At 71.2% G+C, this 14,890-nt stretch carries 12 protein-coding genes; 3 read left to right on the forward strand and 9 right to left on the reverse strand.

The window, feature by feature from the left end; translation table 11 throughout:
- Positions 1–59: 59 nt before the first annotated feature.
- Positions 60–1,436, reverse strand: a complete 1,377-nt coding sequence (locus BLQ73_RS08300; protein ID WP_093169908.1) for an LVIVD repeat-containing protein — start codon at positions 1,434–1,436, stop codon at positions 60–62.
- 274 nt (positions 1,437–1,710) lie between these two features.
- On the opposite strand from BLQ73_RS08300, the gene BLQ73_RS08305 reads away from it, so the two are divergent.
- On the forward strand, positions 1,711–2,391 hold the full coding sequence (locus BLQ73_RS08305) for a DUF305 domain-containing protein (RefSeq protein WP_093169787.1): 681 nt from the start codon (positions 1,711–1,713) through the stop codon (positions 2,389–2,391).
- A gap of 123 nt (positions 2,392–2,514) precedes the next feature.
- On the opposite strand, the gene BLQ73_RS08310 is transcribed toward BLQ73_RS08305, so the two are convergent.
- Together BLQ73_RS08310 and ahcY are read right to left on the reverse strand one after the other, a co-directional pair.
- The gene (locus tag BLQ73_RS08310; RefSeq protein ID WP_093169788.1) at positions 2,515–3,750 is read right to left on the reverse strand and encodes an adenosylhomocysteinase; all 1,236 of its coding nucleotides are present in this window, start codon (positions 3,748–3,750) and stop codon (positions 2,515–2,517) included.
- 197 nt (positions 3,751–3,947) lie between these two features.
- Positions 3,948–5,375, reverse strand: a complete 1,428-nt coding sequence (gene ahcY / locus BLQ73_RS08315) for an adenosylhomocysteinase (RefSeq protein WP_093169789.1) — start codon at positions 5,373–5,375, stop codon at positions 3,948–3,950.
- A gap of 210 nt (positions 5,376–5,585) precedes the next feature.
- Between ahcY and BLQ73_RS08320 the strand changes: the two genes are divergently transcribed.
- Positions 5,586–5,924 (forward strand): MerR family DNA-binding transcriptional regulator, encoded by a 339-nt coding sequence (locus tag BLQ73_RS08320; RefSeq protein WP_093169790.1) that lies wholly within the window; start codon positions 5,586–5,588, stop codon positions 5,922–5,924.
- A gap of 96 nt (positions 5,925–6,020) precedes the next feature.
- Here BLQ73_RS08320 and BLQ73_RS08325 read toward each other — a convergent pair whose 3' ends face one another.
- The 4 genes from BLQ73_RS08325 to BLQ73_RS08340 form a co-directional block, all read right to left on the reverse strand.
- Positions 6,021–7,136 carry an SIS domain-containing protein gene (locus tag BLQ73_RS08325; RefSeq protein ID WP_245690894.1) on the reverse strand — a complete coding sequence of 372 codons (1,116 nt, stop codon included), beginning with the start codon at positions 7,134–7,136 and terminating at the stop codon, positions 6,021–6,023.
- Positions 7,137–7,142: 6 nt separating this feature from the next.
- Positions 7,143–7,325, reverse strand: a complete 183-nt coding sequence (locus BLQ73_RS08330; RefSeq protein ID WP_093169910.1) for a Trm112 family protein — start codon at positions 7,323–7,325, stop codon at positions 7,143–7,145.
- On the reverse strand, positions 7,322–8,680 hold the full coding sequence (locus BLQ73_RS08335; RefSeq protein WP_093169911.1) for a phosphomannomutase/phosphoglucomutase: 1,359 nt from the start codon (positions 8,678–8,680) through the stop codon (positions 7,322–7,324). The genes BLQ73_RS08330 and BLQ73_RS08335 overlap by 4 nt, the downstream gene beginning before the upstream one ends.
- 374 nt (positions 8,681–9,054) lie before the next feature.
- Positions 9,055–9,420: a DUF3499 domain-containing protein gene (locus tag BLQ73_RS08340; protein WP_093169791.1), complete on the reverse strand. Its 366-nt coding sequence runs from the start codon at positions 9,418–9,420 to the stop codon at positions 9,055–9,057.
- 219 nt (positions 9,421–9,639) lie between these two features.
- On the opposite strand from BLQ73_RS08340, the gene BLQ73_RS08345 reads away from it, so the two are divergent.
- Positions 9,640–10,104 (forward strand): metallopeptidase family protein, encoded by a 465-nt coding sequence (locus tag BLQ73_RS08345; protein WP_093169792.1) that lies wholly within the window; start codon positions 9,640–9,642, stop codon positions 10,102–10,104.
- A 103-nt stretch (positions 10,105–10,207) separates the two neighbouring features.
- On the opposite strand, the gene BLQ73_RS08350 is transcribed toward BLQ73_RS08345, so the two are convergent.
- Together BLQ73_RS08350 and BLQ73_RS08355 are read right to left on the reverse strand one after the other, a co-directional pair.
- Positions 10,208–11,719 carry a DUF5719 family protein gene (locus BLQ73_RS08350; protein WP_093169793.1) on the reverse strand — a complete coding sequence of 504 codons (1,512 nt, stop codon included), beginning with the start codon at positions 11,717–11,719 and terminating at the stop codon, positions 10,208–10,210.
- Positions 11,716–14,679: a glycosyltransferase family 2 protein gene (locus tag BLQ73_RS08355; RefSeq protein ID WP_093169794.1), complete on the reverse strand. Its 2,964-nt coding sequence runs from the start codon at positions 14,677–14,679 to the stop codon at positions 11,716–11,718. The genes BLQ73_RS08350 and BLQ73_RS08355 overlap by 4 nt, the downstream gene beginning before the upstream one ends.
- Between the last annotated feature and the right edge of the window lie 211 nt (positions 14,680–14,890).

The raw sequence follows: 14,890 nt of genomic DNA on the forward strand, positions 1-14,890 counted from the left end.
GAGAGCACGCCAGCGGTCGTCAGTCGTTCTCAGTCGTCGTCAGTTGTCGTCAGTTGTCGTCAGTCGTCGTCATCGTCGTCGTGGCCGCGTCCCCGCTCCGGGTAGGCGTACTGCGTCTGGGCGTTAAGAATGTCCACCTCGACGCTTCGCGCCTGGTTGGTACGCCTGTCGTTGAGCCTGAGAACGTCGAGGCCCTTCTCAATGTCGCTGTTGTAGATGTAGCCGTTGTAGTAGTACGACGACCACACACCACCGAGGGTCAGCGCAGTGTCACTGAGGGGGCCGCGCTCGAAGTAGGCGAACTCGTGCGGGTTGCTGGAGTCGGTGAAGTCCCAGACGGAGATGCCGCCCTGGTACCACGCCTGCACCATGATGTCCTTGCCCTTCACGGGGATGAGCGAGCCGTTGTGGGCGACGCAGTTCTCCGTGGTGGCCTGGTGCCTGGGGATCTTGAAGTAGCTGCGGAAGACGAGTTTCCCATCCACGATGTCGTAGACGCCGTTGGCGCCGCGCTTGTCGCCGATCGTGGCGTCGCAGGTCGCGGTGCCGCCGCCGCCGAGCTCGTCGGTGAAGACGACCTTGGTGCCGTCGTTGTTGAAGGTGGCGGAGTGCCAGAACGCGAAGTGCTCGTCATCGCGTGCCGTCGCGGTCACCTTCGGGTTCTCTCGGTCGGAGATGTCCAGCAGTACGCCTTCGCCCATGCACGCACCGGCCGCGAGGTCCTTGTCCGGGTAGACCGTGATGTCGTGGCAGCCGGTGGTGGCCGACGTGCCGTAGGGGTACGGCTGGCCGTCGCCGGGGTTGCCGCCGTCGGGGAAGATGTTCGGGGCCGCGATGAGGGCCGCCTGCTCGGGGGCCCGCACGGGCACCTTGACGATGGAGATCTTGTCGTGCGGCGGCTGGCAGTCGGGGAACCGGCTGGCGGGGCTGTACGACGAGCTGTACAGGTAGACCGTCCTGCGGTCCTTGCCCGGGACCAGGGTGTGGGTGTGGGAGCCGCAGTCGGTCTCGATGGACTTGACGTAGCGCGGGTTGCGCACATCACTGATGTCGAAGATCTTGACGCCCTCCCACGACTCCTTCACCGTGGCGCTCTGGCCGACGCTGTTGCAGGAGTCGTTGCTGCGGGATGAGTCGGTCGACAGGAACAAAAGGTTGCGATAGACGGAGACGTCGTTCTGCGATCCGGGGCAGAGCACCTGGCTGACCAGTACCGGGCGCTTCGGCTTGCTGATGTCGTAGATCGTGAAACCGCTGTAGTTGCCGACGTAGGCGTAGTCATCCTGGAAGGCCAGGTCGGTTCCATAGGCACCGGCCTGGTCGAAGGGCGTCTGCTTCGGCAGGTTCGCCACATGCTGCAGGTTGGGGCTCTTCACGATCTCATCGACCGCGGGGATGTCGGCCGCCGCTTGAGCAGGAACGGTTGGCGCCAACATCGCAATGGCCGCGCTCACGACCACAAGCGCGCGGCCGAGTCGGCCGCGCCCTCGTATGGACGTCACGGAGGACCTCCTAGTTGGGGGGGTTAAATGGTGAAATCTTTACTCCTGCATGTGAAACCAGCTAGATGTCATCGTGTCAGGAGTTCCTGCGGATTTGACGTCTTTACGTTCTTCCGGTAGCGGGCTATCGTGCTGCGGTGTCCCTGCCGCGGACAGGGATGTACGATCCGCCGTGCTGACAGCCCACCCCGCGGGACAAGGAGGCCGGGTGCCGACCACGAGGAGCAGGGCCCTGATCGTGTTCGCGGCGATCGCAGGAGCCACGCTCCTGACCGGCGCATGCACGGCGGAGAAACCAGGCGGCACCCCCGAGCCCCAGGCCGCCGCCGCACCCACCGCGCCCGCCGTGCCCGTCATCGCCCCGGGCAAGCCGGGCGAGAGCGCCTCGACGCTCGCTCCGGACGCGCTCCGTACGGCGGTGCCGTCCCCCGTCGCCAACGCGGCCGACGTCCGCTACGCCCAAGACATGATCGTGCACCACCGGCAGGCCCTGGACATGAGCGTGCTGGCGCCGTCCCGCGCGGTGTCCACCACGCTCAAAGGGCTCGCCTCCCGCATCAAGGACACCCAGGGCCCCGAGATCCAGGCCATGACCGCCTGGCTCCAGCACCAAGGGCTCCGCGCGCCCGACCACGGCCACGGCCACGCCACCTCCATGCCGGGCATGGTCTCCCCCGAACGCATGGAGGCGTTGAAGGACGCGACAGGCGAGGAGTTCGACAGGCTCTTCCTGGAGCTGATGATCAGCCATCACCAGGGGGCCATCACCATGGCCGAGACCGCCCTCGCCGAAGGGTCGCACGTTCAGATCGAGGAGATGGCCGCCGACGTGATCGCGGTCCAGGCGTCCGAGATCAAACGCATGCGCGAGATGCAGGCCACAGGCTGAGAACCCGGCTCCCCGCCCGCGTCGGCTCCGGGTGGCGGTCGGATCGAGCACGGCGCCGATGACGGAGGTGAAACGCTGCCAGGCGCTCCGCTCGTCGGCGAGCGCCCGTTCGGCCGGGGCGGCCTAGGAGCCGACTCTCCACGAGTGGAGATACGCCTCCTGGTCGGGGGTGAGGTCGTCGATGCCGATGCCGGTGGCGGCGAGTTTGAGCATGGCCACCTCGGCGTCGATGGCGTCGGGGACGTCGTGGACACCGGGGGCCAAGGTGTGGCGTTCGCGGGCGAGCCAGGCGACGGCGAGGGCCTGGGCCGAGAAGGACATGTCCATGACGGCGGCGGGGTGCCCCTCCGCGGCGGTGAGATTGACGAGGCGGCCCTCGGCGAGGAGGAGCAGACTCCGACCGTCGGGCAGGACGTATTCGTCGGTGCTGGGCCTGATCCCGCGGTTGACGGTCTCCGCCATGTCGGCGAGGGCCCGCACGTCGATCTCGACGTCGAAGTGGCCGGCGTTGGCGAGAATCGCCCCGTCCTTCATGACGGCGAGGTGTTCGGCGCGGATGACGTCGCGGTTGCCGGTGACGGTGACGAAGACGTCGCCGACGGCGGCCGCGTCGGCCATCGGCCGTACGTCGTAGCCTTCGAGCGCGGCGTCGAGGGCCTTCACGGGGTCGATCTCGGTCACGATGACGCGGGCTCCGAGCCCCTGCGCCCGCTGGGCGACACCCCGCCCGCAGTAGCCGTACCCCGCGACGACGACGATGCGGCCGGCGAGCAGGGCGTTGGTGGCCCGCATGATGCCGTCCAGGGTGGACTGGCCTGTGCCGTACCTGTTGTCGAACATGCGCTTCGTGCGCGTGTCGTTGACGGCGACGACGGGGAAGCGCAGCGCGCCTTCGGCGGCCATCTGCCGGAGGCGGATGACTCCGGTGGTGGTCTCCTCGCAGCCGCCGGTCACCTGGTCGAGCAGGTCGAGCCGGGTGGTGTGGAGGGTGTTGACGAGGTCGCATCCGTCGTCGAGCACCAGGTCGGGCCCGATGTCGAGCGCCTCGTCGATGTGCCGGTAGTACGTCGCCCGATCGACACCCGCGCGGGCGTGTACGGCCAGGCCGTACTCGCCGAGGGCCGCGGCGACGTCGTCCTGGGTGGAGAGCGGGTTGGAGGCGGCGAGCGCGATCTGCGCGCCTCCGGCCCGCAGAGCGCCCATAAGCACGGCGGTCTCGGCCGTGACGTGGAGGCAGGCGGCGATGCGCAGCCCGTCGAGCGGGCGGCTCTCGGCGAAGCGCTCACCGAGCGCGGTCAGGACCGGCATCGACCGGGCCGCCCAGCCGATCCGGCGTTCTCCCGCAGCGGCGATGTCCATCTCGCCCCCTCTGTAGCGGCGGCGGGAGCCCCGGGCCGGGGCTCCCGCCGCATTGTGCACAAGTCTCGCCCGCGTGCCGCGTGCCGCGGACCGTCGGCGCCTGCGCCGCGACCGGTTCCGCGTGCGACCGCACACGCCGATTATCACGGAAGGGAGAGCCGCCCTCCTGAGGGACGGGGGCGGCTCCGAGGGACGACTCAGTAGCGGTAGTGGTCCGGCTTGTAGGGGCCCTCGACGTCGACGCCGATGTATTCCGCCTGGACCTTGCTGAGGGTGGTCAGCTTCACCCCGAGCGCGTCGAGGTGGAGCCTGGCGACCCTCTCGTCCAGGTGCTTCGGCAGCACGTGCACGCCCAGCTCGTAGTCGTCGGTCTTGGTGAACAGCTCGATCTGAGCGATGACCTGGTTGGTGAACGAGTTGGACATGACGAACGACGGGTGGCCGGTGGCGCAGCCGAGGTTCATGAGGCGGCCTTCGGCCAGCACGATGATGTTGCGGCCGTCGGGGAAGGTCCAGGTGTGGACCTGCGGCTTGACCTCGTCCTTCACGATGCCGGGGATCTTGGCCAGGCCGGCCATGTCGATCTCGTTGTCGAAGTGGCCGATGTTGGAGACGATCGCCTGGTGCTTCATCCTCGCCATGTGGTCGGCGGTGATGATGTTGAAGTTGCCGGTCGCGGTCACGAAGATGTCCGCGGTCTCGACGACCTCCTCCAGGGTGGTGACCTGGTAGCCGTCCATCGCCGCCTGGAGCGCGCAGATCGGGTCGATCTCGGTGACGATGACCCGGGCGCCCTGGCCGCGCAGCGCGTCGGCGCAGCCCTTGCCCACGTCGCCGTAGCCCGCGACGACGGCGACCTTGCCGCCGATGAGGACGTCGGTGGCGCGGTTGAGGCCGTCGATCACGGAGTGGCGGCAGCCGTACTTGTTGTCGAACTTGGACTTGGTGACCGAGTCGTTGACGTTGATCGCCGGGAAGAGGAGCTGCCCGTTCTTGTGCATGTCGTAGAGACGGTGCACGCCGGTGGTGGTCTCCTCGGTGACGCCCTTGACACTCTCGGCGATCTTGGTCCAGCGGCCCTCGGAGGACACCGTACGGTGGAGCAGGTCGAGGATGACCTTCCACTCCTCGGGGTCGTCCTCGTCGGCGGTGGGCACGGCACCGGCCTTCTCGTATTCGGCGCCCTTGTGGACGAGCAGCGTGGCGTCGCCGCCGTCGTCGAGGATCATGTTCGGGGCGTCACCGCCGGGCCAGGTGAGCGCCTGCTCGGTGCACCACCAGTATTCCTCCAGGGTCTCGCCCTTCCAGGCGAAGACGGGGACGCCCTGCGGGTCGTCGACGGTGCCGTTCGGGCCGACGACGACCGCGGCGGCGGCGTGGTCCTGGGTGGAGAAGATGTTGCAGCTCACCCAGCGGACCTCGGCGCCGAGTGCGACCAGGGTCTCGATGAGCACCGCGGTCTGGATGGTCATGTGCAGCGAGCCCATGATCTTCGCACCCCGGAGGGGCTGGGAGGCCGCGTAGTCCTTGCGAACCGCCATCAGGCCCGGCATCTCATGCTCGGCGAGCTGGATTTCCTTGCGCCCGAAGGCCGCAAGAGAGAGGTCGGCGACCTTGAAGTCCATGTGAGTCCTCTACATCCGCGTAGGTGAGCCGTCTTCATCGCTTCCGGGAGGCGCGGTCGGCCCTCATGGCGGGCCCCTCGCCGGATCCGCCCCGGCCCCGTCGCGCGTCGGCCGAGGGGGACGAATATGCTCGTGGTCGCTTTGGAGTTTAGGCAAGCTCCCGCATGCGGTGCACGTCCACGAGGTCGAATCTCACGTAAGAATGTGAGAATGCGCATCACTGAAGCAGCGCGGCGGCTCGGCCTGTCTCCGAGGATGCTCCGCTACCGCGAGGAGCTCGGCCTGCTGCCGCCCGTGCGCGAGCGGGGCGCGCACCGCCGCTTCGGCGACGACGAACTCGCCGCGGTGGCCCAGGGCCTGGAGCTGGAGCGCCGATTCGACGTGTCTCCCGCGGCGCTGGCCTTCGCGCTGCGGGCCCTCGCGGAACCGGCCGTGGGGCTGGCGGTCCGCGACCTGGGCTTGAGGATCGGCCGCCTCCAGGCCCCGCGCCGGGCGCTGGACTTCGAGAAGGAGAAGGCCCTGCGTCTGCTGCGCGGCGAGCGCCGCTGAGACCGCTCGCCGCCCGCGCCGGAGGGTCCACGGGCTCACGCGCGTGCCAGCGCCCTCGCCGATGAGCGGGGACATCCTCGGCGAACCGGCCCCGCCTCAGTGTGAGATACGTGCCTTGATCTCGGCGATCGCCGCGACGGGCGAGGGATCGATGCCGTAACCGAGGGCGAGATAGACGCTCGCGTAGTCGCCGATCTCGACCAGGGTGGCGAGCCGCTCCAGCGGGTGCGCCCCCTCGGCCACGATCTCGCTGACGCGGACGCCGCGGTCGCGCGCCAGCCGTACGGCCGCCTCGCGCTGCCTGGTGACTCTCGGATGCTCGTCGGTGTCGCGGAACACGAGCAGCCGCAGCGCCGTGGCCTCCTCGTCGGCGAACATGTCCCTGGTGGCGAGCGGACCCTCGAAGGCCATCACCTGGTTGTGTCCGGCCTCGGGGATCTCGCCGAAGACCGCGGGATACTTCGCGTTCTCGTTGAGCTGGCAGGCCAGCCGGTAGGCCGCGACGGCCGTGAGCGGCGAGGACCCCCAGATCATCGGCAGGCTGCCGGCCAGCTCCGAGGCCAGGGTCTTGCCGGGGTTGATGAACGACTCGCTGCCGGGGCGGCAGCGGTGGGCGATGTCCTCCAGGCTGCGCGCCGTCGTCTCGAAGGTGTCCGCGCCGGCCTCGGTCAGGCCGAGCGCGGCGGCGGCGACCACCAGCGGCACCGACAGCGCCCACACGTGGGCCCTCGGCTGGCCGGACGAGGCGACCGGGACGAACAGTCCCCGGCCCTGCCGCGCCGCATCGGCCAGGCGCGAGCCGGCGGCGCCGACCGCGAGCAGCCGACATCCCCGGCGGACGGCCTCGGCCGCGGCGGCGAGGGTCTCCTCGGTGTCGCCGGAACACGACACCGCGATCACGAGGTCGGCCGCGCCGACCCACCCGGGCAGCCGGTGCGAGCGCACGGTCACGATGGGTACGGCGCAGCCGTGGCCGCACACGGCCGCCATGATGTCGCCGGCGATGCCCGAGCCGCCCATTCCGACGACCGCGATCGCCCTCGGGCGGCCGTCGTCGGCGAGGCGCCCGAGGCCCGCCTCGGCGGAGGCGCGGTAGGACACCCGCACCTGGGCGGCCGACGAGGCGACCGCCGGCAGCATCCCCGCGGGGTCGCCCTCGATGAGGTGGGTCTGGTCGTCGAGCCGGTCGGCGTCGAAGGTGAAGGAGGACACGGGAGATCAGGCGGTCTTGCGCGCCTCGTCCACCAGCAGCACGGGAATGTCGTCCCGCACCGGATAGATCAGGCCGCACGTCTCGGACGTGCAGGCGAGCTCGTCCGCCTCGGTGTCGGCACGTAGCGGAGCCTTGCAGGCCGGGCAGGCAAGGATCTCCAGCAGCCAGTCGTCGATCTTCACAGTCAGCTCCTCACCACGGCCAGGACCTCGTCGCGGATCCGCGCCGTCATCTGCTCGTCGGCCGCCTCGGCGTTGAGCCGCAGCAGCGGCTCGGTGTTGGACGGACGAAGGTTGAACCACCAGCCGGGGCCCCGCACGGTGAGGCCGTCGAGCTCGTCGAAGGTCACCCCGGCACGACCCGCGAACGCGGCGCGCACGCGCTCAAGCGCCGCGGCCTGGTCGTCGACCCTGCTGTTGATCTCACCGGAGGCGGCGTAGCGGCTGTAGTCGGCCAGCAGCTCGGACAGCGGCCGGTCCTGCTCTCCGAGCGCGGCCAGCACGTGGAGCGCGGCCAGCATGCCCGAGTCGGCGAACCAGAAGTCCTTGAAGTAGTAGTGCGCGGAGTGCTCGCCGCCGAAGACGGCGCCGGTGCGGGCCATCTCGGCCTTGATGAACGAGTGGCCGACGCGGGTGCGCACCGGGGCGCCGCCGTGCTCGGCGACGATCTCGGGCACGGCGGTGGAGGTGATCAGGTTGTGGATGATCGTTGCGCCAGGGTGCTTGGCAAGCTCCCGGACGGCGACCAGAGCGGTGATCGTGGACGGCGAGACCGACTCGCCGCGCTCGTCGATCACCCAGCAGCGGTCGGCGTCGCCGTCGAAGGCCAGGCCGATGTCGGCGCCGGTCTCCAGCACGGCCTTCTGCAGGTCGCGCAGGTTGGCCGGCTCGATGGGGTTGGCCTCGTGGTTGGGGAACGTGCCGTCGAGCTCGAAGTAGAGCGGGACGACCTTCAGCGGCAGCCCCTCGAAGACGACCGGGACGGTGTGACCGCCCATGCCGTTGCCCGCGTCGACCACGACCTTGAGCGGGCGGACGCCCGACAGGTCGACCAGGGTGCGCAGATGGCTCGCGTAGCCGTGGAGCAGGTCGCGCCGCTCGATCCCGCCGATCCTCTCCCCGGGGGTCGGGCCGCCTTCGGCGAGCAGCTCGGCGGCCCGGTCGCGGATCTCGGCCAGGCCGCTGTCGATGCCGATGGGGACGGCCCCGGCCCGGCAGAGCTTCATCCCGTTGTATTGCGCGGGGTTGTGGCTGGCGGTGAACATCACGCCCGGCAGGCCGATCGAGCCGCTCGCGTAGTAAAGCAGGTCGGTGGAGCCGAGGCCGGTGTCGATCACGTCGGCGCCCCGTCCGGTGGCGCCGCGGGCGAAGGCGGCGGCCAGCACCGGGGAGGAGGCGCGCATGTCGTGGGCCATGACCACGGAGGAGGCCCCGGTGATCTCTACGAAGGCGGCCCCGACCGCCTCGGCCACGCTCTCGTCAAGCTCCTCCGGCACGACGCCGCGGATGTCGTATGCCTTGAAGATGCCGGCAAGGTCGCCCACGAAAAGCTCCACCCTCAGGTCGCCTGTATCGAATTCGTCGGTCCCCTGAGCCTACTGCGTGCGGGGTCCACCTTTCCCCCTTGGACGCGGCTTGGACATGGCTTGGGACATGGCTTGGGACATGGCTTGGGACGCGGCTTGGGGCATGCTTGGGGCACGGCTCGGACGCGGCTCGGACACCGCCCCGTGGACGCGGAGCCCGTCGAACACGGCCGATCCGACCGGCGGGCCGACAGGCCGATCCGACCGACGCGCCGATGAACCGACGGGTCGACGGGTTGGCGGGCCGACGGGTCGGCTCTCGCACGCGCCGCCTCCCGCACGCGCCGCCTCCCGCACGGTCGGCCTCGGACCGGTCGGCCCCCCTTCGGGCGTCAGCGCTCGGGGTGGGTCTGGGCCGAGCGCAGCACCCGCAGGTGGCCGCGCCGGCCGACCTCCACCCCCTGGCCCACCGGCTCATTGCCGGAGGGCGCGGGCCGCGCGGCCTCCCGCACGGCGTTGGCCAGGGCCTCCAGGTCGTCCGTGCTGGGTTGGCCGCCCTCGGTGGGGAGACGCACGACCTCCCAACCCCGGGGGGCGGTGAGTCGCTCGGCATGTTCGGCACACAGGTCGTAGCAGTGCGGCTCGGCGTACGTCGCCAAAGGGCCGAGGACCGCTGTCGAGTCGGCGTAAACGTACGTGAGCGTGAAGACGGCAGGCGAGGAGCATGCGGTGCGGGAACAGCGTCGGACGGGGCTCACGGAGGGACCGTACCCGTTAGGCGTCCAAGGCGCCACTACCTGAGGGCTCTTAAAGAGCGTGTCATCGCAATTCGGACATGCTATGGCCGGATCCACACGTGTCCGTATTCCCAGACACCCCAGCTCACGACACAGGCCCCAACAACATCAAAGAAACGGATGAAAGGCTCACAGCAGGCTTGAAGCCCCCATGCAGCCACGCACTTCTAGACTTGCGCTGTGAATTCGGTACCCGGCGGTGCACCCCGCCCACACGGCCCTCGCCGTCGTGACAGGCACGGCCGCGGGCTGCGCGGGCCGCTCGCCCCCTCGCACGTGCCGATCTCCAGGTCGCGGGGCGAGCGGTTCGACGACCTCGTCCTGGACGCCGTCGACCGGCTCAAGTCCAGGTGGAACACCCAACTCGCCGCGGTGCAGTTCTCTGTCGAGGAGGTGCCCCCGGTGAGCGAGCTCGGCGACGGCCCGGGCGCGGACGCCGACAACCCGATCCCCTTCGGCCGCGCGCAGGAGGCGCGCGGCACCACCCCCGCCGTGATCGTGATCTACCGCCGCCCCCTTGAGGCGCGGGCCCGCGACCGCGAAACCCTGGGCGCCCTCGTCCATGACACGGTCGTGGAGCAGGTCGCCGGCCTGCTCGGACTCTCCCCCGAGACCGTCGACCCCGGTTACGACGACCGCCACTGACCGCAGAAGCAAGCCCGCACGTCCGGGGACAGGCGCTAGCCGTACGGCTGGAGCCCCCGCACGTTAGAGAGATCGATTTCCCGGGCATACCCGGGCAGGACATTCACGGCAGCACCGTCGCCGAGGACTCGGTGAGCGTTGGCACCACGGTCCAGGAACGGGCCGCCGCGAGTGGCTGAACGGTGAACATGAGGCCGGACTCGTCCCGGCCCGTTAGGACCCGTCCTCCGTAGATCGGTCCTGATCCGGGCAGGGGCGTGACAACTACAGCAAACGGGCTGGAGGCGCCCTTGGGGTGCGGGAGTTCGACGTCGACGGTGCTCGCCGCCGGGATATGGACCTCGGCCACATCGGTCGGAGGACCTTCGCTCGGCACCAACTGGAGCCAGAGGCGGCCCTCTGTCTGCGGCGCCGAGAGCACGAGGTGAGAGCTCTGCCTCCCCGCGGGCTCCCCACCGGTCCTGTTGTCCGCGACGATGCTGCCGAAGTCGATGGGAAGCGCCCCCGCGGTGAAGGCCGCATCCTTCCTCTTCCCCGTGCCGACGGCCACGAGCCCGGCCACCACCGGCACCTGCGAGGTCACGACCACCGCTCCCGACCTGGTGCCGAAGGCGCCGGACAGATCCATCGCCACCACGGAACCGGCGGGAACGTCGAGAGACCACCCGCCCTCCACCTCCTTGAGCCCATCCGAGGTCAGAACGCGGACGTCGACCCGCGCCCCGATCTCGCCGGGCGCGGCCACGAGCAGTTCCCTGCCCCCGCCCCCACCGGGCACCCCCGGCACCACCACGCGTGTCGCCGGTGCCGCCGCCTCGGGAAGCCAATCCACTCCACGCTTCCGGTCCAGTACGGCTTCCGCCGCCGCGACCACACGCCCGCTGACAGCCCGCACCGAAAGTGCGGCGATCACCGCGCGGGGAGCGAGGTCCGCGACGTCGACCGCACGCGTTTCCCCCGGCCGGAGAGCCACGGCGGTGTCGCCGTCGATCTCCCCGTAGACCGGCCCGTCCCCGGAGTAGATGAAGACCTCCGCCGTGGCGGGCGCGGGCCCGGGGTTGGTCAGGTGCAGCGTCACCTCGGCGGCGGCGGGCCCCGGCCCGATCAGCCATGTTCCGGAGGCGGCGTCGCCGCAGCGCACTCCGGACAGGCCGCGTCGTTTCCCGGTGGTCCGCAGGGCGGTGTAGGCCGATTCCAGTCCGGCCATCTCCCCCGTCCCCGAGATCTGGACGGGCACCCCGCCGTCCATCGACCGCTGCCACACCTGGCCGTGCCTGGTCAGAGTCGCCAGGCGATGGGCGTTCCCGGTGACGGTGGCCTCGCCGAGCTTGCCCAGCTCGGTGACGACCACGCCCGCCGCCGGGCCTGGAGTGTCGGCGGCGGGTGCGCCGGGTGTGCCTCGCAGGAGCGACGGGACGACCACGCTGACGGCGCCGCCCTCGGGCGGCGGGCAGACCGTGGTCACGGACTCGACGGGTGCCCTGGTGGGGGCGGCGGGCGCGGCGGCTCCGGCCGTACGGATCGGCTGGGTCATGGCGGCCAGGCCGCAGGTGGCGAGCAGCGCGACCGTGACGAGCACGAGGAGGGTGAAACGGTTCTCGATCAGGGCCTTCACCGGGAACCCACCCGCGCGAAGCCCGCCCGCGCGGGAGCGAGGGGAGGCGTGTGGACCGCGTCGTAGTCCGGCACGATGCCCCGCCGGCCGCGTCCGCCGGGCAGAGCCAGCAGAAAGACGACCAGCGCGAGCGCGCCCTGGGCCCACAGCCACCAGCGGTACGGCACCGCCCCCTCGGCGGAACCCCCGTCCCTGTGGGCGACGGGCAGGGTCGACTGCCACACGGTCGCGTCGGGAGTCGCGCTCTTCTTGACCAGGTCGGGATGGGTGTCGAGGGCGCGGATCAGCTGCGGGTCGACAGGGGAGGCCAGCACGACGAACCGCACGCCGAACTCCGCGAGGACCGCCAGGTCGCCGTCGCCCCGCCCCGACAGCAGCCCGGCGGCGGCGAGCTCGACACGGTCCCGCACGTCGGGCTCGGTGCCGGGCAGGTCGGACTCGCCGATCAAGGGGGCCCTGCCCGGCAGCACGGTGTAGATCAGGCCGCCGTGTTCCGGAGCGGGACGCACCATCAGGGCGCGGTCCCCCGGAGCCGCCGCGGCGGCGGCGACCGCCGGGAACGGCGGAGGAACGTCGCTGCGCAGGGGGCCTTGGACGCCGTTCGCCATCCAGAACCCCGCCGCCAGGACGGGGGTGGAGAAGGCCGCCGCGACGGCGGCGACGGCGAGCACTCCGCGCAGGCCACCGGCGGCGCGCATCTCGGCGACCGGTCGGGACATCAGCGCCGCCGCCGTGGCCAGGCCCATGGCGGCGAAGGCGAGCGGGACACCGGGCCAGGCGGGCGCCTCGACGCCGCCGGTCAGGCCGGTGGTGGTGACCCGGCTGACCAGGATCGACACGAGCAGCCCGAAGATCGCCACTCCCCATCCGATCGCCACGACCATGCGCCGCCGGCGTATCAGCAGCGCCGCGAGCGCCGACAGGACCAGGCCGGACGTGACCCAGAGCGGCGGCATCCCGGGGCCGCCGGGGCTCAGGGCCGCGAACGACTCGGCGGGAAGCGCGGGGTGGACCAGCGCGGGCCGGTGCAGTCCGGCTTCGAGCAGGAATCTGCCTGGGTGCTCCACGAGCTGGATCGCCCACGGAAGCAGCAGCAGGAGCGGCACGGTCAGCACGATGGCGAGGGCCTCGCCGGCGCCGCGCCGTACGCCGCCGAAGGCGACGGCGGCGAACACGCACAGGGCGGCCGTCAGCGCGTAGACCAGCGGGACGAAGGCGCTGCCGACGGCGAGGGCGAGGCCGAGCGCGAAGGCGGCGCGGCGGGAGCCCCGGCGGTCCCGCGTGAGCATCGCCGCGGCGAGCCCGACGTAGACGGGCAGGAGCGTGAGGACGACGGCGGTGCCGAGTCGCCCGGTGGCGACGGCGCCCGTCGCCACGGGAAGCAGAGCATACGTGGCGCCCAGCCAGAATCGAGCGTAGGGCGATGGAACGATGAAACGCAGCGCGAGATAGGCCGAAAGCCCCGCGAGTGGAACGCACCCGATGAGCAGCGCGGCGACCGCGGCCGGCACATCGCTGAGGAACAGCACCGACAGTCCCGCAAGCACCGCGACGTACGGCGGAGCCCAGAATTCGCTGCCGAGTTCGGCGGCGTGGCGGTCCTCGACGTACAACCGCCACAGGTCGGTGGCGTCGCCCGCCACCGGCACGAGGGCGCCGCCCCCGAGCAGGGAGCCGCCGAGCAGGTCCCGGGCGGCCACCGCGGTCACGCCGAGCAATGCCATGACCAGCGGCACCCCCGGGCTGCCGAGCAACCCTCGCGTGCCTCCCGAGCCCGGTTCCCCTCCCCCGTTGCCACGTTCCCGCGCCGAGGGTCGGCCGGTGGCCGGGTCGGCGACCGCGCGGCCAGCCGCGCGGGCACCCGGGTCGGTTCCGAAGACGAGTGTCCGGAGCGCGCCGAACAGGCGTCGCCGCCCGGCTCCGGGCGGGGCGAGCAGGTGTTTCACCTCGCGGTAGCGCGCCCTGCGGCCGATGCGTCTTCGCCTTCTGCCGCGCAGGAGGCGCACCGGGCGCAGCAGCACGGCGCCGAGCGCGCTGATCTCGTCGAGGGCGCTTCCGGGCCGCTTGGCCAGCACGAGCCCCGCCGTGCGCAGCAGCGACCAGGCCGTGTTGCGCGCCAGCGCCCGCCACATGGCGAGGAGCGGGAGGTTGACCAGGACCACGAACATGGCGTTGCGGCGGTCGAGCCTCCGGGGGCGGTGCCGGCTCGCGGCGAGGGGGCGGCGCCCTCGCGCCGCGGCCTCGGCGTGCCACGCGACCGCCGCCGGGACGAACAGCACTTTGTATCCGGCGTTGCGCACACGCCAGCAGAAATCCAGATCATCTCGGAAGAGCGGCAGCCCCGGGTCGAAACCACCTATCTCATCCCAAACATCCCTGCGGATCAGCATGCCGGCCGTCGACACCGCCAGCACGTCGCCGGCTCCGTCGCGCTGCCCGTGATCGTATTCACCGCGGTCGAGCCCGGTGTGCCGCCGCCCCACCCGGTCCACGGTGACCCCCGCCTCCAGCAGGAGGTCGCGGTCGAGATGGTCGCGGAGCCCCGGTCCGAGAACGGCCGCCTCCGGCTCCCCCGCCGCGGCTCTGAGCAGCTCGTTCAGGGCCTCCCGGTCCGGCTCGCAGTCATCGTGCAGGAGCCAGATCCACTCCCGGCCCCCCGCCATGGGAGGCAGCGAGCGCACGGCCCGCGCCACCGCCGAACCGAAACCGGTGGAACGCGACAGGGTCAGCACTCCGTGGGCGCCGAAGGCCCTGGTGAGCAAGGCGCCGCCACCGTCGCGGCTGCCGTTGTCGACCCCCAACGCCCGGTCGGCCACCCGGCTCTGCTCGGCCACCGCGCGGAGCGTGCCCTCAAGCCGGCGCGCGGCGTCATGGGCGACGACGATGACGGTGACCAGGGGACGCGAGGAGGAACCAGCCGGTTCCACAGGGGACGGAACAGCGAGGGGGCTGAACGACATGTACTGCTTTCGGGGGGTTCGCAGACACCAGTGATCGGCGTGACCACCTTACCGCCCGGCCTCCGGCCGGTCAGGGAATCACGGAGGAACAGGGGCGGAGAAATGACGCGGCCACGCGGTCGCCGTAAGCGAGGCCGCGTGGCCGCCGAGCTCTCTTCATGCCCCCCACGATCCACCGGACGGACCATCTCTGGCCTGCCACGACGAATCG

This window comes from Sinosporangium album, assembly GCF_900100605.1.
GTDB lineage: Bacteria > Actinomycetota > Actinomycetes > Streptosporangiales > Streptosporangiaceae > Sinosporangium > Sinosporangium album.

Coding starts and splice junctions, on each gene's coding strand:
- ahcY (WP_093169789.1), bottom strand. CDS start 5,375: ATGGACTTCAAGGTCGCCGACCTCTCTCTTGCGGCCTTCGGGCGCAAG.
- BLQ73_RS08300 (WP_093169908.1), bottom strand. CDS start 1,436: ATGTTGGCGCCAACCGTTCCTGCTCAAGCGGCGGCCGACATCCCCGCG.
- BLQ73_RS08310 (WP_093169788.1), bottom strand. CDS start 3,750: ATGGACATCGCCGCTGCGGGAGAACGCCGGATCGGCTGGGCGGCCCGG.
- BLQ73_RS08355 (WP_093169794.1), bottom strand. CDS start 14,679: ATGTCGTTCAGCCCCCTCGCTGTTCCGTCCCCTGTGGAACCGGCTGGT.
- BLQ73_RS08320 (WP_093169790.1), top strand. CDS start 5,586: ATGCGCATCACTGAAGCAGCGCGGCGGCTCGGCCTGTCTCCGAGGATG.